Origin of the sequence: Dyadobacter sp. CY343 (assembly GCF_021390335.1) — a bacterium.
GTDB lineage: Bacteria > Bacteroidota > Bacteroidia > Cytophagales > Spirosomataceae > Dyadobacter.
The window spans coordinates 204,978-229,775 of record NZ_JAJUXK010000005.1; the positions used below are offsets into that span (position 1 = coordinate 204,978).

Here is a 24,798-nt window from a genome sequence, read left to right on the forward strand (position 1 = left end):
TCTTGTTTAGTGTGCCAATTTTTTGCCAAATATGAAGAAAATTTGTTTACTGTTGCTAACCATTTACTTGTTGCAAGGCTGTAAGATGGGAAGTAATACCACTCCCGAAAAGGGAGTTTCCTTTGCGCTAAACGAATACCGCAAGAAAACGATCGACAGTATCCAATACGAAATCACGCTGGATATTCCGGAGGGGAAAAGCGGGCAGATCAGGGGGGAGGAAACGGTCACGTTCAATCTCGCGTCGCTGGACTCTGCGCTGGTGCTGGATTTCAATGTCGATAGCAGTAGCATTACCAGTGTTACGATCGGAGAGAAGAATGTCTACTACCAGTTTGTGAATGAGCATATTGTCATTCCTTCAAAGCATTTAAATAAAGGGAAAAACAGCATTCATGTCAGCTTTATCGCGGGCGATCTTTCACTCAATCGCAGTGAGGATTATCTCTATACACTTTTCGTACCCGATCGCGCGTCGACTTGCTTTCCGCTTTTTGATCAACCTAATTTGAAAGCGAGCTACCGGCTAACTCTCAAAACACCAGCCGGTTGGGAAGCAGTTTCAAATAGTAAGTTGCGTTCCAAAACGCAGGAAAACGGGAAAAATATTTATCAGTTCCGCGAGACGAAACCGATCAGTTCCTACCTTTTCGCATTTGCGGCAGGCCAGTTTTCCAAGGCCACGAAACAGGTCGGCGGGCGGGAAATGACGATGTATTATCGGGAAACCGACACTGCGAAAGTCAATCGAAACCTTGGCGAAGTATTCAATCTCCATGCAAAGTCGCTAACCTGGCTGGAAAAATATACGGACTTTTCTTATCCATTCGGAAAGTTTGATTTTGTATTGATCCCTTCTTTCCAATATGGCGGAATGGAGCATCCCGGCTCCATTTTCTATAATGAATCTGCTTTGTTTCTGGATGAAAATCCGTCTGTAAACCGCCTCTTGGCACGCGCAAGTGTGATCGCGCACGAATCGGCTCACATGTGGTTTGGCGATCTGGTGACGATGGACTGGTTCAATGACGTGTGGCTGAAAGAGGTATTTGCCAATTTCATGGCCGCGAAAATCGTGCAGCCGAGCTTTCCTGAGATCAACCACGAGCTGCGTTTTTTACTGGCGCATTACCCGAATGCATACGAAGTGGACCGGACGCGCGGCGCTAATCCCATTTTGCAGGAGTTGGGGAATCTGAAAAATGCAGGTACGCTTTACGGTGCGATCATTTACATGAAAGCGCCGATCGTGATGCGCAAACTGGAAAAAATGATCGGTAGAAATCTAATGCAGCAGAGTTTGCAGGAATATCTAGAAACCTATGCATTCAAAAATGCCCGCTGGGATGATCTCATAAGTATTATCGATAAAAAGACGCCACAGGAAATTGCTAAGTGGAGTGATGTGTGGGTGAAAACGCCGGGTATGCCTGCCTACGAAATCGGCGAAAAGGATTACAAAACGACATTAATGCAGGTTAAAGACTCGGTTTCCGGCAGAATATGGCAGCAGCCACTTACCTCAAAAGAACGCGATACGCAGGACGGAAAGCTGGTTTTTCCAAATGGCGATGCGAGCGGTTACGGCTATTTTGAAATGGATAGCCTGAGTAAGAAATATTTCATTGAGCACTACAATGAGCCGGATTCGATATTTAACGACCCGGTTTTTAAAGGTGCTATGTGGGTCAATATCTGGGAAGGCTTTCTGCGCGATCCCAAGGCAAATCCTGAGTTGCTGGTAACTAATTTATTAAAAATGCTGCCGAAGGAAAGTAACCCGCTTTTGATCGACTACATGCTGGGGATATTGCAGCGCACATGTTGGAGTTTCTTAAACGAAAAAGAAAGAAGCAGTCAGCAGCACGAACTTGAAAAAGTACTCTGGCAACTGCTGAATGAAACGAAAGATAAGGGGATCAAAACGTCCTATTTCAGATCTTTTAAAAATCTGGCGACTACCTCTGACGGGCTTGAAAAAATGAAATCGCTGTGGAATGGAAAGCTGGTTATCAAGGATCTGGTTCTCTCGGAAGACGACAAGATTTCGCTTGCCTGCGAGCTCGCATTAAAGCAACCGGAAATTTCAGAACAAGTATTGCAGGAGCAATTGACGAATACGAAAAATCCGGATCGAAAAGCCAAATTGGAGTTTGTAATCCCTGCGTTAAATCCGTCAGAACCTATTCGTGACGAGTTTTTTGAATCGTTAAAAAAGGAAGCAAGTCGGGAGAAAGAAGCCTGGGTAATTGACGCACTGGGTTATCTGCACCATCCTTTGCGGGCGAAATCGGCGGTAAAATATCTCCGGCCTTCGCTGGAAATGTTACAGGAAATCCAGCTAACCGGAGACATTTTCTTTCCAACCCGCTGGCTGCACAGTACTTTTTCCGGACATTCATCTAAGGAAGCGGCGGCGGTGGTGAATGCATTTTTGATTCAGAATCCTGGGTATCCTTCTTTTCTTAGAAACAAGATCTTGCAGGAAACGGATATGTTGCAGCGCGCTGTTGAGAAGCTGCCACGAATGCACGAATAAGGCACGAATAATCTGCGACAATCTTTTTACTTATTTATCCTGCGGCGAATATTTTACAAAATCTATCCCGACGCCGTTCGGATCTGTGACGGCGAAGTGGCGGTCGCCCCAGGGTTCGTCGCGGAGATCGATTTGGATTACTACTCCGTTCTTTTTCAATGTTTTGTATAGTGAATCTACGTCTTCGACCTCAATCGTGAAGTAGGTTCCCTGACCCTGGAAAGGTTTGTGAAAAAGGGGCTGCTGGGATGGGTGATCGGGTAGGAGGAAGCTGATCTCCGACTGCTTGTCCGGTGTGTGCAGCAATAGATAGAATTCGTTTTCAAACGTCACGCCGAATCCTAGTTTTTTGGTATAGAATTCCTTGGTTTCAGCCATTTTGCCAGTGATAATTCCTGCGTTCAGTTTCATTTTTCTTGCGATTTTAGTGGTTGGATTGTTTTGTGAAAATGCATTTGTGCAAAGGCAAATAAGAACCAGCATCATTACTAATCGTTTCATTTCCTGATCTTTTAGGTGGAATGTGACGATGCAAAGTTCTCCCGGAATGCAACCGGAACATTGTAAAAATCGGACATATTCACCTACCGAACGCGCGGCTTGGCGTAACGCCGTAGCAATTTTTGAATTCTTTAATGAAATGCGCCTGATCGTAATAGCCGGAATCGTAGAAAAGCTTATTCTCCCGCAGACTTTGCTGCGAAGGTTTGGCGCGGAGGATATTCTGAAAGCGTACTACTTGACTGAAAGTCTTGGGCGTATCTCCGACATAATATTCAAAAAGCCGTCGTAATTGTCGGCTGCTTAATCCCGTATCAATGTCGGTTTCAACATTCAGAACGCCCGAATTTTGAAGGATCAGGCCTAATGCATTGTAAAACCGGTCGTCGTGATTGAAAGATACCTGCGAAACGAGTTTTAAAAAATATTGGTCAAAGCGGACTTTGATCTCTGGTAAGCTCAATTTGTCGTGGAAACTGGTGGTAATGAAGTCAGCCGTTGCCGGTATCACATTTGACAGGTCCTCATATCGGTTACTCAAATCTGACGCGTCGACTTTGAATAGCTGCGGGAACATCGTTGGTAAAAATCGTACGCCCACATAATGAAAGCTATTTTCGAGCGGGAACTCCGTGTATTTTTTACAAAATCCCATTACGAAATTCTCCTGCGGGTTGGCCAGTTCGAAAAAGATATCGATACAACCGTCGGCCACTACGCGGTATTGAAAAGGTTCGGAAAGCGCCTGATTCGTTTTGAGTGACCAGTAGCAGTAAATAAAGCTAAGCAGCGCAGGATCAGGAAGTGATTCCTGATAAGAAACGTGCTCAGCCGACTGGCGCACAGTAGGTTGAATGGGCGTATAAAGTCCGCGAATATTGGAAAACTTCATGCAGTAGCAACCGGTTAGCAGGCATTATTTTTTAACTGCCTGAACATAACCAAAATCTGAATCATGGACAACACCGAACTTGCAGCCGCTTATATCAAAGAACTGGAAGCAGAGTACAGTTCTACGAGAAAATGTCTCGAAAGGATTCCCTTTGATTTATTTGAATACAAACCTCACCCGAAATCAATGCAAATGGGCTACCTGACGCTTCTGGTGGCTGAAATGCCACAATGGATTAAGGTGATGGTAGAAGAAGGGGAAGTGAATTTCAAGACGTATAAACATAGCCAGCCGACTACGACAGAAGAATTGCTCGCCTTCTTTGACGATAATATGGCTGGTGCTAAGAATGCGTTGCAAAGTGCCACAGATGAGGCACTTGGAAGGACTTTCTATCTAAAAAATGGGGAAGAGGAGCTTTATTCGCAGCCTATTTTAGAAGGTGTTGGCTCCACCCTCAATCACTGGGTCCACCACCGCGGACAGCTGACAGTTTACATGCGGTTGAACGAGATTTTAGTACCTTCTATTTACGGGCCTTCGGCGGATGATCGGACGTATTAGTAAGTGCTGCAAGAAACGCTCTATTACATTATTAGACTTATAACTGAACAAGGGTTTCAGACAGTAAACACTAGCCGCCAGTGTTTTCTTCACAATAGCTTAACACAGGCGTAAAATACCGGAGTTAAGGTTCATATAGCTTTGTGGAAATTAATTCACCATGCTTATGAACCTTACTTTAACTAAAAATCTCAGCGCCGCTGCCTTGATCCTTGGCGCTATGACATTTTCGGGTTGCAGCCTGAAAGACCACGGCGATGTGCCTGTGGATTCGTCAAAATTGATCGACCGTTCGGTCAACCCTTCGCTCCTGAAATCACTTCCCGGTTTTGAAGACCTCAAAATCACAACCCTGATCAGTTCTGATGATAAGCTGGCTGATTCTCCCGACTTTATCTACGGCGCGCAGCCAGACGGTGGTGCTTTCGTGAAAAACCCGAACGGAGAAGGATATGTGATGATCAACAACCACGAGATCCTGTTCTCGGTATCGCGCGTTTTTCTGGATAAAGAATTGAAACCTATTAAAGGTGAGTACATTGTAGATGCAGAAGGCGGACAATGGAGACTTTGCTCGGCTACATTGGCAACACAGGAAGAGCACGGTTTCGGGCCGGTATTCCTGACTGCCGGAGAGAGTAGCTCCGAGTCCATGACACACGCGATCGATCCTTTCGCGCCTGCTGATAAAAAGAACAAAACCCGTACAGTGGCCGCATTCGGAAAATGGAATGCAGAAAATGCAGTACCGCTTCCAAAAGATGCTTTTCCTGGAAAAACAGTAATTATAATTGGTGAGGACGATACCAACGGACAATTGGTAGCTTACGTGTCGGACGTGGTGGGTGATCTTAACAATGGCAAATTGTATGCATTGCGCCGGACAAATCAGGAAAGTGTAGAGACTGATATGGTGCAGGGACAAGCTTACGATGTGGAATTTGTGCCATTCGATAACGTAAAAACAAGCACAGGAACCGAATTGCAGGCACAAACCGTAGACAAGAAAATGATCCAGTTTGCGCGGGTTGAGGATATTGATTACGTAAAAGGCGGCAATGGAGCTGGCCGCGAAATTTACTTTACTGCAACCGGTGTAAGTCAGGCGGATAAAGTAACGCCGGTAGCTGGAAAAAATATGTGGGGCCGCGTGTATCATCTGGAATTTGACAAAACCAACCCGCTGAAAGGCAAGCTGAACATCATCATGGACGGCGCCGACAAACCAGGTGGCTTTATCGTGAACCCTGACAACATTTGCGTAACCAAAAACTACGTTTACGTGCAGGAAGACGGTGATTCTTTCTACCGCGACAACGATCACGACGGAACGATCTGGCAATACAATATTGCTACAAAACAAAGCAAGGCGATGCTGCGCATGAACCACAGACGCGACGAGCCAGCATTCAATGCGAAATACAATTCGGTTGGAAACAACTCGCTGAGTACCTGGGAATATGGTGCGATGATCGACATTTCGGACGTGGTGGGTATTCCTGAAACGTTCATGATCAACCTGCATCCCCATACCTGGCAGGATGAAAAATACAAAGGCGCAGACGGAAGTGGTATTTCTACCAACAAGGAAGGCGGCCAGACTGTGATCGTCAGGGGTATCAAACAATAGTTTTTTATAAAAAATAATATCAGGAAGGCTTCTTCACGGAGGTCTTCCTGATGTGCTTATCCGGCTGTATGAAATCAATTTTTAAGCTCGCCATTTTTGTGTTTCCAATGCTGCTAAGCGGCTGTTTGCAGCAGACTCCGATCGAAGTGGTATCTGAAAAGTTTTTAACAGACCTGAATACAGTGATCAGCAGAAACGAAGATTTCCTGGGACAGGCGCGGACAAATTCGGACAAGAAAGAATTGCAGGAGGAGTTTATCCGGCTTCGTTTGCAATACAAAAAAGTGGAAGCATTTGCGGAATATTTTGCGCCTACTACCGTGAAACAGGTTAACGGAGCGCCGCTGGATGAAGTGGAGGATGAAGAAAATGCGGTGTTCGAGCCGGGTGGGTTGCAGGTGATCGAGGAGCTGATTTACAGTGATGAGAAACTGGATCAGGAAGAGCTGGTGCGACATATCCGCAAAATGCAGGTCAATACCAAGCGGATCAAAATGTTGTGGGCCGATATCCGGATCACCGATTCTCACGTGCTCGATGCGCTGCGGCTTGAACTGTTCAGGCTGATCACTTTGGGCATTTCCGGCTTTGATACCCCCGCTTCCGGAAACGCACTGGCAGAAAGTGAAGTGGTACTCAACTCTTTACAGGATTATCTATCGGCCTACGCCCATTTATTTCCCGAGTATCAAGCGCTTGACAAGGAAATTGAGCGGGCTATCACATTTATCAAAAAAGGAAAATCATTCAATGATTTTGACCGCGCGACCTTTATCGCCGACCACATCAATCCGCTTTGTATCAAGCTGCACCAAAATCAGAAGTTGTCAAATATACCCTTCATCAACGACCGTAAACTATTAAAAGGAAGCGTAGCCACCATGTTTGACAAAGGCGCTTTCGACTCAGAAGCGCTGGTTTCAAACCCTAAGTTTAAATCTACCTCCGAACGCATTGCACTGGGCGAGCGGCTGTTTTATGATGTGCGGCTGTCGGGAAATGGCAAGTCGAGCTGCGGTTCCTGTCACGCGCCTCAGCTGGCTTATACCGATGGTTTCAAAAAGAGCAAAGGAATTTCCGGTGCTGATATCAACCGCAATGCGCCGACGATCAAGTATGCAGCATTGCAGCAGGCGATGTTTTACGACCTCCGTTCGCCGTCGCTGGAAGACCAGGCTTCCGACGTGATCCACAATACGGCAGAAATGCACGGTTCGCTGGAAAAAATCACCGGGATGATCACGGCCGACGAGGAATATACCATACTGTTTAGAAAGGCTTTTCCGGAAGTTGAGGTAATCAAATCTATTGATGTACAGAATGCGCTTGCCAGTTTTGTGCGCTCGCTCAGTCCGTTTGACTCCAAGTTTGACCAGTATATGCGAGGCAACAAGCGCGCATTGACAGATAATCAGGTAGCAGGTTTTAATCTGTTCATGGGTAAGGCGCGTTGTGGCACCTGCCATTTTGTGCCCCTTTTCAATGGTACCGTGCCGCCGGATTATCAGCGCACCGAATCCGAAGTGCTCGGCGCGACGAGTAATGCAGATTGGAAGCATCCGGTGATGGACTCGGACCTGGGCAGGGGCGCTTACAATCGTTTTCCGCAGTGGCAGCACGCATTCAAAACCAGCTCACTTCGCAATATCGCCAAAACCGCTCCTTACATGCACAACGGCGCATTGGCTACTTTGCAGGAAGTAATGGAATTTTATAATGAAGGCGGCGGCGCCGGACTTGGGCTGGACGTTCCGAACCAGACACTCGCGCCGGACAAACTGAAACTCACGCAGCCGGAAATGCAGCAGGTGATCGATTTTATGGAAAGTCTCACAGATACTTCGATTTAATACGGATTATCCGCTCATTTGTATTGCCTAATAGAATTTAGAGACGATGGTAAAATGGATTCTGCTCCTGGCGGTTGTATTGGCTTCGAATTTGCGTGTTGCCGGCCAGTCTGTGAAATTGATCGCGCATCGCGGTGGAGTGGTGGACAGTACCTACACCGAAAACAGCCTGCCGGCATTGATGCAGGCCGCGAAAGAGGGTTATTCGATGATCGAAACGGATGTGCGGGTGACGAAAGATGGTCGGCTGATCGCTAATCATGATGCTACTTTCAAGAGATATTATGGTTTGGATAAAAAGGTGGTTGAGATGGATTGGAGCGAGGTAAGCAAGCTGAAAAGTGCGCTCGACGGCGGCGGTCCGGTGTTGCTGGAAGACGTATTCCGGTTTTGCCGCGAGCATCAGATGGGTGTAATGCTTGATAACAAGATCCAGGGCCTGGATACCACATTATTCAATAAGCTTATTGGTCTTTTGGATAAATACCAGCTTCGCAAATCCGCGCTGATGATCGGAACCGATGAATCGACCGATTTTTTTACGGGAAAAATAAAGCTGAGCTGTTCCAGGAAACAGCTGGAAGAAAATAGCCTGAAACCCGGCTATCAGAACGAACACTATTTTTTCTTCGAAAGGCCGGCTAACCTGCGTGCCGAGGATGTAACATGGGCAAAGTCACGCGGAATACTGACTATTGCGGCGGTCAATGCATTCCATTACCGGAAATCCGTAAACATGCTTTCCGACGCCCGAAAAGATTGCAAAAGAATGCTCGACAGCGGCGTGACGGTTTTTCAGATCGATTCCGAATTCCGACAGTTTCTGATCGATTGACTGGAAAAAGCTTAATCGAGTTTTTCCATCTTTTGGTAAAATTCTCGCACGTAAGCCCCGTAGTCAACAAAAATCTCAGGTTTGATCAGGTAGTCGCTCGCGCCCATCGCCATGCATTTCTCACGAACAGAAACGACCGATGAAGTGGACGTGATCACTACCCGGATGCGGGCATATTGCGGATCGGACTTGATGAAGGATATAATGTCATAGCCATTTTTTCCAGGCATATTCAGGTCAGAAAGAATAATATCCGGCTTCGCAGACGGATTTGCTTCCAGATATTCGACCAGCGTGTCGCCGTTGATGAAGTCGCCCAGGATTTCGAATGCGCCGAAAGCCTCGAACTCTTCTTTCATAAAAAAGCGCTCGTCGTCGTCGTTTTCAACAAGGATCAGTTTATAGTGTTTCATGTGTAGTGGATGGTTTTGGGCCTGTTTCCCAGAGGGTAAAATGAAATGTACTGCCGACGCCTGGTTCGGATTCAACCCAGAGCCGGCCCTGGTGCCGCTCAACAACTTTTTTACAGATCGCGAGGCCCATTCCTGCGCCCGGATAGTTGCGGGCATTGTGCAGTCTTCTGAACGGATCAAAGATCATTTTCGTACTCGCAGCGTCCATGCCGATACCGTTGTCGGTGATTGAAAACCGGAGTGTGCCGTTTTCCAGCCCGTATCTGAGCCTCACAAACGGTTTTTCACCATTCGTGAACTTGATCGCATTGCTAAGCAGGTTTTGAAACAGCTGCGTGAGCTGAATTTTGTCGCCCTTCACCACTTCACCGGCCTCCTTTTCGATATAGATCGTCGCGCCGGTTGCGTCCAGCGTGCCTTTCAGGTTCTGGGTTACGTGTTCGAGCAGCTCGTCGATCGGCCAGCTGTTCATACTGATCTGGCCTTTATTTACCTGTGAGTAATTGAGCACATTCTCGATCAGTTCCTTCATGCGGTTGGCGGCGATGACGGATTTGCTGACAAATACATGTAATTCGTCGAATTTTCCTTTTTCAACCCGGTCGGTGATCAGGTGCAGAAAGCTCTTAACCGTTCTCAGCGGCTCCTGTAAATCGTGCGAGACGATGGAGGTGAACTGTTCCAGGTCATTATTGGTACGCGAAAGTTCGGCATTAATAGTTTCCAGCTCACGGGCGATCTGCCGGTATTTCCCCGAAATTTCCCGCTCAGCCTGTTCCGCTTTTTTGCGCTCGGTAAGGTCCCTCGTCACTTTCGAAAACCCGACCAGGACGCGATCCGCATTATATACCGCGGTAATTACCACATTCGCCCAGAAGCGACTCCCGTCTTTCCGGATCCGCCATCCTTCTTCCTCATACTTGCCATGCCGGCGCGCGATTTTCAGTTCGTAGGCAGGTTTGTTGTTAAATATCTCTTCCTCAGGATAGAACAGGGAAAAGTACTTGCCAATCACATCCTTATGGTCATATCCTTTAATTCGTTTAGCGCCCTCGTTCCAGCTGGCGATCCTTCCTTTGTCATCCATCATGAAGATCCCATAATCTATCACCTGTTCAACCAGCAAGCGGTACCGCTCTTCACTTTGTCTTAAAGCCGCCTCCTCGCGGTTTTGTTCGGTCAGGTCTTTTGTGACTTTGGAAAAGCCGATCAATTTGTTTTCACGATTGTAAACGGCTGTAAGCGCAATGCTGGCCCAGAATACGGAACCGTTTTTTTTGACCCTCCAACCCTCTTCGTCATACCTTCCCGTGCGTTTGGCCGTTTCCAGCTCTCTGGCAGGCTTTTCAGCAAGCAGGTCATTTGGATTATAGAAAATGGAAAAATGCTTTCCAATAACTTCACTTGACAAATATCCGGTAAGCTGCTGTCCTCCCTCGTTCCAGGTTACGATATTCCCATCTACATCGAGCATATAAATCGAGTAATCCTGCACACCTTCGACGAGCAAACGAAATCGCTCTTCATTTTCAATCAGCGCGTTTTCTTCATTTTTCCGCTCGGTAATATCCCGGATAATACAAGCGAAACCCAGCTGCTCGCCGGAAGCCTGGCGGATCGTGGAGTAGGTAACCTCCCCCCAATATTTGCGGCCTTCTTTTGTTAAATGCCAACCGTTGACAGCCAATATGCCATTTGTAGTGGCAAGGTTGAGTTCGTAAGTGGTTTTGAAGTTGTCGACCTGATTTGGTGTCAGGTAAGAAACCGGCTTTCCAAGGAGCTCATTTTGCGCATAGCCAGTCAGTACGGTGGCGGCGGCATTGCAGTACTGAATATTCCCAAAGTTATCCAGCTGAAAAACGGCATCAGGCAAGCTTTCCAATAAAATGGCCTGCATTTGAGACATGTCAATAGTTATTATTATGAAGGGAAGCCCGGAATGAACAAGTCCCGCAAAGCGGAGCACCCGACCAAAAGACATCCGGACTGCGCAATTTACTGCGATATATGTTTGAATTACAAATCAAGAGTACTATTAATCCATAGATGGAACGGGAATGCTGCCAAACTCCCGATGTAGTAGTAATATAGCGGTGACATTTCCTCGGCACCTACGTTTAGTAATGTGCCTTTTTTACGCATTATCGCTGGTTTCTTTCATATGCGCCGACAATCTAAGTGCCTCATTTACAACTTCCGCAGGGTAGCTGTTTAGTTCGAGGATCCTGATTGCGTTCGTTGTGGTCAGTTTTCCGGGCTTGATCTTGTAATCAAAATGGATATCATTTCCATCGATTACTTCGGTGAAATGATAGAGGTCAAAAGTGTCTGCCAGATAATCTGCCAGCTCGCGATCGTGTGTGGAAACGAGTACCAGATTTCCGCCTTGCGTAAGGTAACTGAGCACGGATTTGCCCACCGCAATGCGTTCCACTGAATTGGTACCTTTGAAAAGTTCGTCGAGCAGGAACAGATTGCAGGCACCGGACCTGCTCTCTTCCAATAGTTGCCTGACCGTCATAACTTCTTCAAAATAATAACTTTTCTCACCGAGCAGATCGTCCGATATCCGGATAGAAGAATGTACCTGCATAACAGGCATGACGAATTCCTTTGCAAAACACGTGCGGATCGTCTGACCAAGAATTGCATTGATCCCTATGGTGCGGATAAAGGTAGTTTTGCCGGACATATTGGAGCCCGTCAAAAGCGCTGATTTTCGGTTCAGTTCGATGCTGTTTGCAACTCCATTGAAGATTAGCGGGTGATACAACTCATTGACGGTCAATTGGTTGTTTGTTACGAATGTCGGCTCGCAGTGGTAAGGAAGACTTTCGCGCAGACTCATCGTAGAAAGTGCTACGTCCAGTCCTGCCACAAAATGAAACACATTGCTGATGTCCTGCCGCCTGTTATCCAGCATTTTTAATGTAGCAAAAAGCAGGACCGGCTCGACGAGAAAAAGCGCCTTGATCAGTTCCAGAAAGTATTCAATGAACTGCCCGATCTCACTTTGCAGTTTGGCCTCAATTTGGAAAACCGACATTGTGATACCAAGCCGGTCGAGTACGCGCACCGACTTTTGTAAATCGGGATCTTGTCCTTCAAATTCCGCAGTTTTTAATAGATTGCGGGCGGTCTTGTTAAGCAAAACTAGCTGCGGAAGTGAGCTGGCATATCTGTACAAATGGTTTTTATTCCAGTAATGAATACCTAGGTTGACAGGCAAAAGGACGATCAGGAAAATCAGGATTTGAGGAAAAAAGAAGGAAAGTAATACTGCGGCAACGCTCAGACCTGAAAGGTATTGAATGAGCCAGAACCATTTCGGTCGCGGCATGTATTTCTCCTGGAACAGCGAGGTAATGTAATAAGCGTCTTTCTGGTTGAGTTTCGATATACTTGCTGCCGCAGTAGCTCTCAAAGGAGGGTTTTTGGTTAAAATAGAAATAAAGCTTCCCAGCTCTTCGGTGCGCGAAGTGCCCAGGGGAATCGTGCGAATGCGGTGGTAGAGGTATTGCTGGCCAACGGACGAAACGGTTCTGTCGATAAACCGGAATACATCTTCGAGGTCAAGATCCTGGAAAGTCCGGTCGGATATTCGCTGGAAAACGTTTTCTTGGCCGGCATTCACGAAGTATTTTTCGATCTGACTAAAATTGAAAAAGCCCGTTTTTATCCCGGGTTGCGTATCCTGTTTCGAAGAAGATTTCATTGAGATCGGCTCCATGGAAAAACGCAGTGCAGTAAGTGTAGTGCCGCTCTGGCATAGAACCGGCGTCAATTTATAACATTCTCAAAATTTTTCGGCCCAAAAATCAGGTATTGTTTGCTGCGCTAACTCTTTTAAGTACAAGTCAAAAATGTATTTCTGCAATTTACCTGGTTACCGCAATTTGATTTAAGGTCATTTAAATCATTGACGAAGTGAAAAATCCCAGATTGTACAGTCCGCTTCTCACTGCTTTGCTGCTGTTGTCTTTGCTACTGTTTCTCACAGAAAGCTGTATTGAGCCGTTTTCGCCGCCTGAAATCAACTCAGATGGAAACTACCTGGTTGTCGATGGTTTTTTCAATGCGGGCGGAACGGATACCAGCCGGATCGAGCTGCGAAGGACGCAGCATGTGAATACAACTACACCGCCGGTTATCGTAACAGGCGCTTCGGTGACGGTGGAAGAGGAAGCCGGAGCAGTGCATACATTTGCTGAAACCAAAAAAGGCTTGTACCAGCTCCCGCCGCGTTTATATAATATGTCTGGTAAATACAGGATCCGGATCATAACTGAGAATGGACAGGAATATATGTCGGAATATGTGGCTGTGAACCGCACGCCGGAGATCGACAGTCTGACCTATAAAGTCGATCCGGTGCAGAACGAGGCGGTTTTTTATGTGAATACCCACGACGCGCAAAACCGGACGCAATTTTACCGGTGGAAATTCGATGAGACCTGGGAGTACGATGCTACCTACTATTCGGCATTGGAAAAGGTTGATGAACAGATTGTTATCAGGAAAGAAAACATCAATAAATGCTGGGGTCGCAAAAATTCGGGCAGTATTCTGCTGGGTAGTACGATCCGGCTGAGCAGCGATATTATCAAAAATCTCCCGCTGAATAGAGTGCCGGTTTCGACCAATAAGCTTTACATTAAATATAGTATCCTCGTTAAACAGTACGGGCTCTCGCGACCTGCTTTCGAATACTGGACAGATCTTGCCAAAACCACTCAGGCGACAGGAAGCCTTTTTGATCCGCAACCTTCTCAGGTGACAGGGAATATCCGGAATATTTCGGACCCGGCAGATTTGGTTTTCGGGTATTTCAGCGCCTCGACGGAGGAAACGCGCAGACTTACCATCACGCCCAAACTGGGTAGTTTCCCAAGGTGTACCGAGCCCGACACAATCCCGTTAAGATGCAGGGGACGCGACGACAATTGTGCATTGAATACAGCCCAGTTGCTGCTGACGTATTGGGGTGTGCGGGCAGATTCGGTATTGGTAGCATCAGCGAATTGCACCGACTGCCGCACTGCCGGAGGAACCACTGAGCGACCTTCTTTCTGGTAAAAATAGCTGATCAGGGAGCCTGTTGTCGCTCTTGCTGCCTCCGGGAACAATAATTGTGTATTGACTTTATCGCATTTGAAGAAAAATATCAATACTTAATATCATGCAAAAGACCTTACAGATATCGAATATCGTCGCCCTCATCATAACGATCATCGTCAATTACCTGTCAAACACGGGTGTATTCAATAATGAAACAATGGCCTCGGTTTCGGCTTCTTACGAAAACCTGTTCACACCAGCCGGTTATGCATTTTCGATCTGGGGGTTTATCTACCTGGGATTGATCGGCTTTGTGATATATCAAAGCAAAGGTTTGTTGGGCAAAAGTGAAACGCCGGAAGTGGTGAACAGGATCGGGTGGACTTTTGTGCTTTCGTGTGTTGCCAACTGTCTGTGGGTGATCGCCTGGCTTTATGATTACACCGGCTTGTCGGTTATCATTATGATTGGGCTGCTCATCTGCCTGATCCGCATTGTCATCGCGACCAGAATGCAGATGGACCTCATTTCTTTCAAGCGGATCGCGCTGGAAAGCTGGCCTTTTGCTTTTTATCTGGGCTGGATCAATGTTGCATTGATCGCCAATGTTGCGGCTTACCTTACTAAAATTGAATGGAACGGATTTGGTCTGTCGGCGCAAACCTGGACCATTGGTATGATCCTAGCCGCTGCGGCCATTAATATTGCAATTACCTGGAAACGAAACTTGCGCGAATCGGCGATGGTCGGTGTGTGGGCGCTGGTAGCGGTGGCTGTCGCAAACTGGAATGGTGCGCAGCCGGTTGTATTTACCGCTATCGGAGCTGCTGTGATTATTTTTATTAGTGCCAATATTCACGGGTACCGTAATAAGGGCCGCCAGTGGATTATGGACAAATCACATTAGGAAGTGATAACTACCAGTATTATTTGTTTAGAACAGCGTATTTCAGGATAACTACGCCACTATCAAAGTGCCGCTCGTCGAACAGTTTCAGATCCAATTTTACGCCATCGGGATAAAATCGCTTTCCACCGCCAACAAGCACGGGACAGATAATCTGATGTATCTCATCAACGAGTCCTGCCTTGATCGCCACCGCCGCCAGTTCAGTTCCATCGACAGAAATATCATGTGGAGACTCTGCTTTCAACTGCCTTATTTTCTCAGCATCAAAGTCCCGTTCGATCCGGGTACGTTCGCTGCGGATTTCAGTCAAGGTTTTTGAGAACACGATTTTTTCCGCCGCTTTCCACTGATCAGCCCAGGTCAACGCAACCTGCGTCATATCTGGCTGTTCGTGGGCCGTCTCCCAATAAACCATCGTCTCATACATTTTCCTTCCATACAAATAGGTGCCCAGGGAAGACGCGAGCTCATTGATATAAGACATTACCTAGTCATCATTAGGCGCGCTACATCCAAATTTCCCTTCCGCATCCTCGGTATAACCATCCAACGACGTCAGCATCGAATAGGTCAGTTTTGCTTTTCGTGTCATAAATGTTTTGGTTTTTAATTAACTGGAAATGCAATTTTAAGCATTAAATGAAGGAATATGTAGGTGTAAATGGGTCGAATAGAGGGGGGATTTGGGAACAGGGGCGGGGGCTTGTTTACCCTAAATCCCTGAAGGGACTTGTTCGTTGTTGCATGTTTGCCCTAAATCCCTGAAGGGACTTTTTCGTCAGTCTGAATGCATAATGCAAGGCCCCCTTCCAGGGGGTTGGGGGTGGTGAGTGTGAGTGCATGCTTACCCTAAATCCCTAAAGGGACTTTTTCGTCAGTCTGAATGCAAAATGCAAAGCCCCTCCCAAGGGGTTGGGGGTGGTGAGCGTGAGTGTATGCTTACCCTAAATCCCTAAAGGGACTTTTCGTTGGTCTCATGCAAAATGCAAAGCCCCCTTCCCAGGGGGTTGGGGGTGGTGAGCGTGAGTGCATGCTTACCCTAAATCCCTAAAGGGACTTTTCGTTGGTCTGAATGCAAAATGCAAAGCCCCCTCCCAGGGGGTTGGGGGTGGTGCCTCCCAGGGGGGGGCGGCCGCCGCGCTACCGCCCAACAAATCAATTGCCCCGGGCTTCAGCCCGGGGATGACAATTCAAAAAAATGAGCATAAGCCTTTTGAGCGAGCTCCTGCAACTGGATTTTCAGCTCTTCCGGCTCTATAATTGTAACTGCATTCGTGAAAGGGAGGAGCCAGGTGGCGAGGTAGGGGAGCGAGCCGATGAGGAATAGCATTTCTATACTTCCGTCAGGTAGCGGCTTTTCGTGGGTCCAGCCGTAGTGGTGCCGGGTGTCGAGCATGTGCTGTGCCAGGGGCGGGATGACGGCAGCTGGTTGGAAACGGATTATGACCTTTTCCCTGGATCGCCGCTTCGCTTCTTCGGCCCAGTATTGCTGTAACGTTTCGGGTCGGGCGGTAAATGTTTCCTCAGTGAGTTTCAGGTTTTGAATGCGGTCGAGCCGGAAATCGCGGAATGCCTGCCGGAGCCTGCAATAGGCGACCACGTGCCAGTGCTGACTCAGATAGATACCGATCGGTTCTACATCCCGAGCGGTTGACAAGCCCGTTTCCGCCGCCAGGTAATTGATATTCACCACACTGCGAATAGTGACGGCAGTCACGAGCTGCTGGTATGCATTCGTATTGGCAGGCGGACTAGCCGGTTCGAGTACTTGAATGTGCGGCGCAATCGTTTCGAGATGATCGCGGTCGGTGTGGCGGAGTGCGGCACGCAGTTTGTCCATAGCCGCGCCGGTAAGTTGGGCTGTGGTCGCGTCGGTGCGCTGCGCGGCGAGCTTTTCAGCAGTGAGTAATGCAATCGCTTCGTCCCGCGTAAACATCACGGGCGGTAACCTGTAGCCGTCGAGCATCGCGTAGCCTTTTCCTTCCAGTGTTACCACCGGAATACCCGCACTTTCAAGTGTCCTGATATCCCGGTAAATCGTGCGCGTGCTGACAGAAAACCTGTGCGCTAATTCAGTGGCGGTCACCACACGTTTGGTTTGAAGCAGGGTCAGTAATGCTACCAGACGTGAAAGACGTGTTACTTCCGGATCAATCATTTTGACAATTAGTATGTAACATGCGCTCACTCATAACCGGTTGCTGAATTTAACAAAAAGTAACACATCATATGTCGCTCCCCATTGAACCGCTATTTTAAAGCAACCAAAATGAGACAAACAATGACAATACCCACGAGGTGGTACGCGCCGCTGATCAGTCCATACAAAAGTGGCCGCGGGATATTCGGGTTGATCGCAATATTGACAGTGTTGGCAACCAGGTATCCGATTCCGACGGTCAATGCAAAACTTAGCGCGCCTTCATAAGAATCGATCTTTAACATATACATTAATACCGCGCTGGCGATGGTAATAACCAGACAGCAAATCGCCGGGCCGATAATAAATATCGGTGCAGGTTTTGCGGGCATGTTATTTTCCCTGCCTAAGGAAACTTTGTAGGGCGTGGGGAAAAGCAGGGTGAACCACAACGCGCCCAAAAGAAAATAAGGAACAAATGCGGCTAAAACACTTAACCATGCGATTTCGGAGAATACATTTACCATTGTCTTTCGATTTTAAGATTAAACATTATTTCTACAACACAAAGGAAAATGGCCCGGGTGACAGCCCTATGTCATAGGTTTCCCGCCATCCTGAATTTTTTTATCAACCGAATGTTTCCAATCGCTTTAAATCCCATTTATAAGTACCCCGTGCCTGACGGGCACCGGTTTCCAATGGATAAATATGAGCTGCTGCCCATGCAATTGTTGCGGGAAGGTATTGTCGAGCAGTCTGATTTTTTTGACCCGGAACCAATCGATATGCAGGCGGTATATGCGGTGCACGGCCGCGAATATGCCGACCGGTTTCTGCACGGAAAACTAACCCGCCAGGAAATGCGGCGGATCGGTTTTGAGCAGACACCCTTGCTGGCCGAGCGGGAGCTGCGTATCACCAATGGAACCGTCGAAGGCGCGCTGAAAGCATTTGAGACGGGTATTGCATTCAATATCGCCGGGGGTACGCACCACGCCGGGCGCGATCAGGGGGAGGGTTTTTGTATGATCAATGACCAGGCGGTGGCGGCGCAATATCTGCTGGATCACGGGAAAGCGAAGCAGGTATTGATCATCGATCTGGATGTGCACCAGGGAAATGGAACAGCCAATATATTCGCAGGCAGACCGCAGGTTTTTACCTTTTCAATGCACGGAAAAAACAACTATCCTTTTCGAAAAGAGACAAGTGACCTCGATGTGCCGCTCGAAGACTGGACCGGCGACGATGTATATCTGCAAACGCTGGAAAAAATCTTGCCCGATCTGGTTGAAAAAATAAAGCCCGATTTTATCTTCTATCAGGCTGGTGTTGATATTTTGGAGACTGATAAAATTGGCAGGATGTCGTGTACGGTTCGTTGCTGCGAACTGCGGGACGAAATGGTGTTGAAGCTGGCGGTGAAGCACAATATTCCTGTTCAATGCAGCATGGGCGGCGGCTATTCGCCCGAGCTCCGGACTATCATTCATGCACATGCAAATACCTTCAAGGTTGCCGCGAAACTGTATTAGTAACGTATTGGAAGCTTCTTTTTTCGTGTTTTAATTTCCAGTTGAAAGTCAAGCCAACAGGTAAGTGATCGGATAAGGGCTTCCCCGACTGATCTTCAAACAGCTCCGATTGCAGCGCGTATTCCGCAGGAAACAGTTCAAGCGCGTCGCTGCTGCGAAACATGATCTTATCGATCGACTCCATTTTTTCGGTTATATTCAGAATGTCACGGGGCGGGATATTGGGTGAAGCTGCGGGAAGCAGGCCCTCGTTTTCGAGCATTATCCAGGCGTCGCGCAGGCTGTTTGCAATCAGCAGTTCCTGAATATTGTCGGAAGAAAAATGGTAGCGGCCATTTAAATCTCCCATCACAATCACTGCATTCCCCGCAGAATTTTCTTTTATAAATGTCGATAGCTGCTCGATATTCTTTCGTCGCGCGGCGGCTGCCTCCGGATCGTTGAATGCATTGGAGTGAATATTATAAAATTCGATAAACAGTTCTTTCCCGATCTGAACGCGCGAAAAAGTGAAACCTTTCGGGGTCAGGCAATCTGCGCCGGTGCAATCGTCCCAGGAGATATGTTCAGTAGCAGAGAGTGGGTAGCGGGAAAGCGTATTCAGGCCGTCGCCAAAGGGAATGCTGCCTTTCGATTCACTCCGGTAAGGGTGCGCATTCCCGGATAAGTAAAGCTCTTTATTGTAATGGAAATCCTCCTGCACATGCACGATATCGAAGCGGTTTAAGCGTTTTCCGATCTCTGCAATACTGCTTGCACGCTCGGTTTGTGCGCTCGAAATGATTTCCGGTAAGCCAGCGATATTGTAGGTAAGGACTGAAAATTGACCGGTTTCGGCTGTGTCCGCAAGAACCGGATCGTGGGCATGTTTGAGGGAAATGGCGCCGAGAGTAGCTTTGAATTCGACACTTGGCCAGAGCATGAGGAGTAGGAAGCCGCAATAGGCGTAACGTTTGCTGAAAAAATGTCCGATCATCAGGCAGTCCGGCTTTTGGTTGTATTGAAACCTAAAAGTAGGGCAGCAGTGTGAACTCAGCGGGGCGCAAATGTTAAGGTTATATTATTGATTTTTGGTTAAAAAAAAGCTCCGGGCTGTGGATCCGGAGCTTGATCTTTCAGTTAATATCCCACCAGTTCTTGGTGGCCTGCGAATCTCCGCCGATACTTTTGGCGGCGGCCTCGCTGTTAACCGCATTAGAAGCTCGGCTGGCGCTCGGATATTTCAGTCGTTTTACAACACCATCTTTCACTTCCTGATCCAGACTTCCCGAAACCGGTGCAATAAACAGATCCGCGCCGCTCGGCTTTTTAATATCCAGTCTCAATCTTTCCATCCAGCCCTGAATACCCTGCATATACAAAGCCAGCCACTTCTGGGATCCGATCACATTTTTCCAGTTGCCCGCTTTGTAAGGAACGCTCGCCAGGTAAGTGCTCACGACCTTTGCATCTGTAATTCCCCATTGCGTTAGCGCAGCGGTAACTGCTTCGTTATAAAGCGTATCTGCCGTAGCAGTGCCCACATTCATGCCCCGCGCCGCGGCCTCGGCTTTAATGAATGCAACTTCCGCATAAGTGATCATATTCCCTCTCGCCGAACCGCTGTAAGCCATTACGCCGGGTTTTGACAGTCCGATCATTGTCGGTGTATTCGCCTCAGTACCATAAGGTTTACCTACATATTTTCCATTGGTTTCGTCCGGCCGGGCGTACACGGGAAGGCGGGGATCTTTCAATTCTGTCAGGTAGTCGATTACCGTTGAAGTCACCGCGAATTCCACGAGTGGGCGGTCTACATCGTTATAAGGAAAGCGGTTGGTCGCCGCCGCGGTATTGTAAGGGAAAAATGCGTCCTGGGTTGTTGCGGTAAAAGTGTTTTTCACAGCATCTTCAATCACCGCTTTTGCCTCCGCAGGCTGCACATCGGCCATTCTCATGGCGATCCGCATACGCAGCGCATTACCGATCCGGATCCATTGTGCCGCGCTGCCGCCTCCGATAATATCACCGCGGATCGCGCCGGAAGTTGGGCCGGCGAGTATATCCACCTGTGTTTTGAGCGAAGCGAGTAATGCCGTATACACATCTTTTCCTTTGTCATAAACCGGCTGAACCGTCACGTCGCCTCTCAATGCCTGCGAATAGGGAATATCCACATAAACGTCCGTGAGGATATGGAAAAGCCAGGCTTTCATGATTTCCGTCGCGGCCAGCATGTGCTCGCTGGATTCTGCCGGATGCCTTTCGTAGTAATTTCTGATTTCCTGCAAATCCATCAGCGGCCCGGCGTACATGCCGTTCCAAAGCCCGTCGTTTGTAAACAGGAACCGGCTTTCACCCGTTTTGTCTGTTCCGGTCCAGTATTGTGCGAGCTGCATGCCGACACGCCCGTTGAAATAAGTGTCGTAAAGCAAGTCAGAAGCCCGTTTTTGCGCATTGGCCATCAAAAATTCAGGCTGCGTTTCGCTCGACCGCGCGGGGTCGCTGTTCAGGGTATCGTAATTGTCGCATCCGGGGAGGACGAAAATGCACGCCGCCAGCAGGATAATGATTTTCAATTTCATATGAATATGATTTGGATTGAGTTCTTGAAAAAACCGGTCAGAATGTAAAGTTCAGGTTCGCCCCGTAGCTGCGTACCGGAGGTAATGCGCCGCCTTCAAAGCCGATCTGGTTACCGATCGAGTTGGTGATATTCGCCGGGTCCACATTGGGTGCATTGCTTTTGATCAACCACAAATTGCGACCGGTAAGGGTAAAGCGCAATGCTTGCATTTTGATCTTTTTCGCCAATGCATCCGGTAGTTGCCAGCCAAGTCTAACCTCGCGCAGGTAAATGAAGCTGCCGTCGTACAGATTCGCTTTGCTGATCCGGTTACCGCCGTCGGAATTGAAGTGCGTTCGTGCCGCTACTACAATATCGTTCGGGCTGCCGTCTTCTTTCACGCCCGGATTAACCAGTCCGTTTTCACGAATTCCAGGCAGCGCAGTTTCTTCAAACATCCCCGATTTGTTTCCATACAAATTGGTATAAGAGAAGAAATCACCGCCTTTTTGAAAATCGACAAGCGCCGCCAGATAAAGACTTTTGTAGCTGAATGTGTTGTTCAACCCACCAATAAAATCAGGGTTAGCGTCGCCGATGATCACCGGTGTAGGCGTAACTGCATACGTTCCGTTGGCGCCTACGATCTTGTTGCCTCGGGCATCGTACACATAATCTGTTCCGAGCATCGTACCAAGCGATTTTCCCTTTTGCGCCACCATCGAAACGCGGTTTGTGCGGCGTTCTGTCCCAATTACAAATCGCTCGATTCCCTGAATGCTTTCATCCGAGCTGTTCAGGTTAAGTACCCGGTTTTTGTTTTTGGAAAAATTAAGGGACGCTCTCCAGCTGAAATTCTTGGTCATAATCGGCATGATATTCACCGAGAGTTCGATACCCTTGTTCTGCACCGTTCCGCCATTTACGATCTTGGTAGAAAATCCGCTCTCCGCCGGGATCTGTACGTTCCAGATCTGGTTTTCGGTGCGACGATCGTAGTAAGTGAAGTTTACGCCCAGTATTTCATTGAAGAATTTGAGATCAACACCACCTTCCACTTCTGCCGAAAGTTCCGGTTTCAGGCGGGCATTGTGTAATCTGTCCGGCGTACTTTGCAGCGGGAATGTGCCAAACTGCGTCACGATATCGTAATACCTTGATACTGAATAAGGATCAGCATCATTTCCAACACGTGCATAAGATAACCGCGCTTTTCCAAGCGTCAGCCAGGAAGTTTTCTGGATCACGTCAGAGAATACGAACGAACCTGCGATCGACGGATAGAAATAGGAATAGTTACCCGTTTGTTTCAAAGTCGAAGCCCAGTCATTACGGCCTGTGGCGGTCAGGTACAGGTATTTGTTATAACCCAATGTAACCGATCCGAAGAGCGAGTTGATCTGTTTGTTTCCGTAAGTGGTAGAAACCGTAGCCGGCGTCACTGAGTTTTGCAGCACATACACAAGCGGGGTTTGCAGCCCGCCGTTGGTCGTGCCGGATTCCACACTTGATTTGATACTCAGGATATTACTCCCCGCCACAGCTTCCAGACTGAATTTGTCGCTCAGGTTTTTATTGACATTCAAAGTAGCCTGGTAATTGTTCTCGTTGTTCCGAAGCTGCCTTTTTGCGTAGCTACCCACAAAAAATCCTTTCGCACTCCGCACTTCGTCCATGTGATCGAAGTAATCGGAAAATACACGCACGTCGGCCGAAAGCCAGTCGGTGAATTTATAAGTTAACCCTGCATTGCCGAAATAGCGGTTATTTCTGTCCGTATTGTAGTTTTCATACTGGTTCCAATAAGGATTCTGGCTGAACGCTGGTTTCTGGATATTCCACGCAGTCCGGTTCCACGATTGCTCGGTCCCGTCGGCATATTTGTAATCTTCGAGGTAGTTATTGTCAATTTGCCGCTGGCCATACATCACATAGAAAAGCATCGGGTTATTGCCCATAAAGCCAGTTCCCGGCCTGCCTTTCGAATGGTCGTTCACGTAGTTGATCCCGCCGCTGAAAGTGAATTTGTCCGTAAACTTATAGGTGGTATTCAAGCTGATAAAAAAGCGTTTCAGCTCGCTGCCCGGGTAGATAAAGTTCTGTTTCGTTTGTCCGACGGAAAAACGGATAGAACCTTTGTCGCTGCTGCTAGCCACCGACAGGTTGTTGGAAAACGTAACCCCCGTTTTGAAGAAATCCTTTGCATTATCGGGCTGTGGGCTCCATGGAGCAGTTTTTCCAAAATTCGGATTGTTCCGGTCCTGGTCCCACGACCAATAGTGGCGCACGAGCGTCCCGTCCATTTTCGGCCCCCACGATTCGTCGGTTCCGTAGTCGGGAATGAGGTCGTATTTGCCTTTTCCATCATTATCATCATAAGTACCTCCGCCCGGCAGGAAGCCGCTCGGATTATCTTTCACATACAATTTGGTGAAATTTGAGCTGCCGCCCCCGCCATATACGTTCTGGAATTTAGGCAGGTAAGAAACCTGGTCCAGCTGCACATTAAGGTCATAATTCAGAGAAAGGTTACCCGATCCCTTGCCTGTTTTGGTAGTAATATAAATCACCCCATTCTGCCCGCGGCTACCATAAAGTGCCGTCGCCGCAGCTCCTTTCAAAACGGAGATATTCTCCACATCATTCGGGTTGATCAGCTGTGCCGGATTTCCGTAATCAAAGCCGCCGCCGCCTGTTCCCTGGCCGCCGGTTACGCTGGATGCATTCATATTCATATTCGCCATCGGCACACCGTCGACGATAAACAATGCGTTATTATTACCCGAAATGGATTTCAAACCCCGGATCGTAACCCGGGAAGATCCGCCCATAGAGCCACTGTTACCACCGATCTGGACGCCTGCGAGTTTTCCCTGTAACGAGTTGATGTAGTTCACTTCACGTGCTTCCTGAATACTCCCTCCGCCGATCTGTTGGATCGCATAACCCACATTCCGTGTGTTTTGCTGCACACCGAGCGCGGTTACCACCACTTCGCCCAGACTTTTCACATCGGCCGAAAGTTTCACTGTGATTTCCGTCATCGAGCGCGGCACATTCACGTCGATAGTCTGGAACCCGATCGAAGAAACGGTGAGCTTTTGATCTCCTTCGGGAAGGCCGATCGAGAACTTTCCGTCGGCGTCCGTGTTCGTACCCGTAGTGGTACCTTTAATTAAAACGCTCGCGCCCGGAACAGCCGCATTGGCCTCGTCGAGCACCTTACCGGCTACCTGCCGGGACTGCGCCTGCACCGAAATAGCAAAAAATGCCAGTCCGAACAGGGTCAGTAAACAACCACGTATAATTCGCATAATAGGCTTGGTTTTAGGGTTTGGAAATAAACAACTATTAAAGCCTTGAAGGATAGGCAGAATACTTGT

General features: G+C 48.0%; 19 protein-coding genes. 8 read left to right on the top strand and 11 right to left on the bottom strand.

Going from position 1 to position 24,798, the window contains the following annotated elements; translation table 11 throughout:
- Positions 1 to 31: 31 nt before the first annotated feature.
- Positions 32 to 2,539 carry a M1 family aminopeptidase gene (locus LZG94_RS18605; protein WP_233793299.1) on the top strand — a complete coding sequence of 836 codons (2,508 nt, stop codon included), beginning with the start codon at positions 32 to 34 and terminating at the stop codon, positions 2,537 to 2,539.
- Positions 2,540 to 2,569: 30 nt separating this feature from the next.
- Here LZG94_RS18605 and LZG94_RS18610 read toward each other — a convergent pair whose 3' ends face one another.
- Positions 2,570 to 3,040 (bottom strand): VOC family protein, encoded by a 471-nt coding sequence (locus tag LZG94_RS18610; RefSeq protein ID WP_233793300.1) that lies wholly within the window; start codon positions 3,038 to 3,040, stop codon positions 2,570 to 2,572.
- A gap of 79 nt (positions 3,041 to 3,119) precedes the next feature.
- Entirely contained in the window at positions 3,120 to 3,932 is an 813-nt protein-coding gene (locus LZG94_RS18615) for a DUF6597 domain-containing transcriptional factor (protein WP_233793301.1), read from the bottom strand.
- A gap of 63 nt (positions 3,933 to 3,995) precedes the next feature.
- On the opposite strand from LZG94_RS18615, the gene LZG94_RS18620 reads away from it, so the two are divergent.
- From LZG94_RS18620 to LZG94_RS18635, 4 genes are all read left to right on the top strand, one after another.
- A complete protein-coding gene (locus LZG94_RS18620; protein WP_233793302.1) occupies positions 3,996 to 4,496 on the top strand; it encodes a DinB family protein in 501 nt (166 codons plus the stop codon).
- 166 nt (positions 4,497 to 4,662) lie between these two features.
- Complete coding sequence (locus LZG94_RS18625) at positions 4,663 to 6,126, top strand: PhoX family protein (RefSeq protein ID WP_233793303.1); 1,464 nt, start codon at positions 4,663 to 4,665, stop codon at positions 6,124 to 6,126.
- A gap of 68 nt (positions 6,127 to 6,194) precedes the next feature.
- Positions 6,195 to 7,976, top strand: coding sequence for a cytochrome-c peroxidase (locus LZG94_RS18630; protein ID WP_233793304.1), 1,782 nt, complete (start codon positions 6,195 to 6,197; stop codon positions 7,974 to 7,976).
- A gap of 46 nt (positions 7,977 to 8,022) precedes the next feature.
- On the top strand, positions 8,023 to 8,811 hold the full coding sequence (locus tag LZG94_RS18635) for a glycerophosphodiester phosphodiesterase family protein (RefSeq protein ID WP_233793305.1): 789 nt from the start codon (positions 8,023 to 8,025) through the stop codon (positions 8,809 to 8,811).
- Between the two features lie 11 nt (positions 8,812 to 8,822).
- Here LZG94_RS18635 and LZG94_RS18640 read toward each other — a convergent pair whose 3' ends face one another.
- The 3 genes from LZG94_RS18640 to LZG94_RS18650 all read right to left on the bottom strand — a co-directional run bounded on the left by LZG94_RS18640 (position 8,823) and on the right by LZG94_RS18650 (position 12,954).
- Complete coding sequence (locus tag LZG94_RS18640; RefSeq protein ID WP_233793306.1) at positions 8,823 to 9,224, bottom strand: response regulator; 402 nt, start codon at positions 9,222 to 9,224, stop codon at positions 8,823 to 8,825.
- On the bottom strand, positions 9,211 to 11,130 hold the full coding sequence (locus LZG94_RS18645) for a PAS domain S-box protein (RefSeq protein ID WP_233793307.1): 1,920 nt from the start codon (positions 11,128 to 11,130) through the stop codon (positions 9,211 to 9,213). The genes LZG94_RS18640 and LZG94_RS18645 overlap by 14 nt, the downstream gene beginning before the upstream one ends.
- 228 nt (positions 11,131 to 11,358) lie before the next feature.
- Positions 11,359 to 12,954 carry a MutS-related protein gene (locus LZG94_RS18650; RefSeq protein ID WP_233793308.1) on the bottom strand — a complete coding sequence of 532 codons (1,596 nt, stop codon included), beginning with the start codon at positions 12,952 to 12,954 and terminating at the stop codon, positions 11,359 to 11,361.
- Positions 12,955 to 13,151: 197 nt separating this feature from the next.
- On the opposite strand from LZG94_RS18650, the gene LZG94_RS18655 reads away from it, so the two are divergent.
- Together LZG94_RS18655 and LZG94_RS18660 are read left to right on the top strand one after the other, a co-directional pair.
- On the top strand, positions 13,152 to 14,300 hold the full coding sequence (locus LZG94_RS18655; protein ID WP_233793309.1) for a DUF4249 domain-containing protein: 1,149 nt from the start codon (positions 13,152 to 13,154) through the stop codon (positions 14,298 to 14,300).
- 103 nt (positions 14,301 to 14,403) lie between these two features.
- The gene (locus LZG94_RS18660) at positions 14,404 to 15,189 is read left to right on the top strand and encodes a tryptophan-rich sensory protein (protein ID WP_233793310.1); all 786 of its coding nucleotides are present in this window, start codon (positions 14,404 to 14,406) and stop codon (positions 15,187 to 15,189) included.
- A 19-nt stretch (positions 15,190 to 15,208) separates the two neighbouring features.
- Here LZG94_RS18660 and LZG94_RS18665 read toward each other — a convergent pair whose 3' ends face one another.
- The 3 genes from LZG94_RS18665 to LZG94_RS18675 all read right to left on the bottom strand — a co-directional run bounded on the left by LZG94_RS18665 (position 15,209) and on the right by LZG94_RS18675 (position 17,859).
- Positions 15,209 to 15,676 carry a dihydrofolate reductase family protein gene (locus tag LZG94_RS18665; protein ID WP_233793311.1) on the bottom strand — a complete coding sequence of 156 codons (468 nt, stop codon included), beginning with the start codon at positions 15,674 to 15,676 and terminating at the stop codon, positions 15,209 to 15,211.
- A gap of 687 nt (positions 15,677 to 16,363) precedes the next feature.
- Positions 16,364 to 17,350: a YafY family protein gene (locus tag LZG94_RS18670; RefSeq protein ID WP_233793312.1), complete on the bottom strand. Its 987-nt coding sequence runs from the start codon at positions 17,348 to 17,350 to the stop codon at positions 16,364 to 16,366.
- A 92-nt stretch (positions 17,351 to 17,442) separates the two neighbouring features.
- The gene (locus LZG94_RS18675; protein ID WP_233793313.1) at positions 17,443 to 17,859 is read right to left on the bottom strand and encodes a DUF1761 domain-containing protein; all 417 of its coding nucleotides are present in this window, start codon (positions 17,857 to 17,859) and stop codon (positions 17,443 to 17,445) included.
- A gap of 111 nt (positions 17,860 to 17,970) precedes the next feature.
- Here LZG94_RS18675 and LZG94_RS18680 point away from each other — a divergent pair, with 111 nt between their 5' ends.
- Positions 17,971 to 18,870 (top strand): histone deacetylase, encoded by a 900-nt coding sequence (locus LZG94_RS18680; RefSeq protein WP_233793314.1) that lies wholly within the window; start codon positions 17,971 to 17,973, stop codon positions 18,868 to 18,870.
- Here the strand turns inward: LZG94_RS18680 and LZG94_RS18685 are convergent.
- The 3 genes from LZG94_RS18685 to LZG94_RS18695 all read right to left on the bottom strand — a co-directional run bounded on the left by LZG94_RS18685 (position 18,845) and on the right by LZG94_RS18695 (position 24,729).
- Positions 18,845 to 19,846 carry an endonuclease/exonuclease/phosphatase family protein gene (locus LZG94_RS18685; RefSeq protein ID WP_233793315.1) on the bottom strand — a complete coding sequence of 334 codons (1,002 nt, stop codon included), beginning with the start codon at positions 19,844 to 19,846 and terminating at the stop codon, positions 18,845 to 18,847. The two genes, LZG94_RS18680 and LZG94_RS18685, sit on opposite strands and share 26 nt — an antisense overlap.
- Positions 19,847 to 19,985: 139 nt before the next feature.
- On the bottom strand, positions 19,986 to 21,434 hold the full coding sequence (locus LZG94_RS18690) for a SusD/RagB family nutrient-binding outer membrane lipoprotein (protein WP_233793316.1): 1,449 nt from the start codon (positions 21,432 to 21,434) through the stop codon (positions 19,986 to 19,988).
- A 37-nt stretch (positions 21,435 to 21,471) separates the two neighbouring features.
- Positions 21,472 to 24,729: a SusC/RagA family TonB-linked outer membrane protein gene (locus tag LZG94_RS18695; RefSeq protein WP_233793317.1), complete on the bottom strand. Its 3,258-nt coding sequence runs from the start codon at positions 24,727 to 24,729 to the stop codon at positions 21,472 to 21,474.
- Positions 24,730 to 24,798 lie beyond the last annotated feature (69 nt).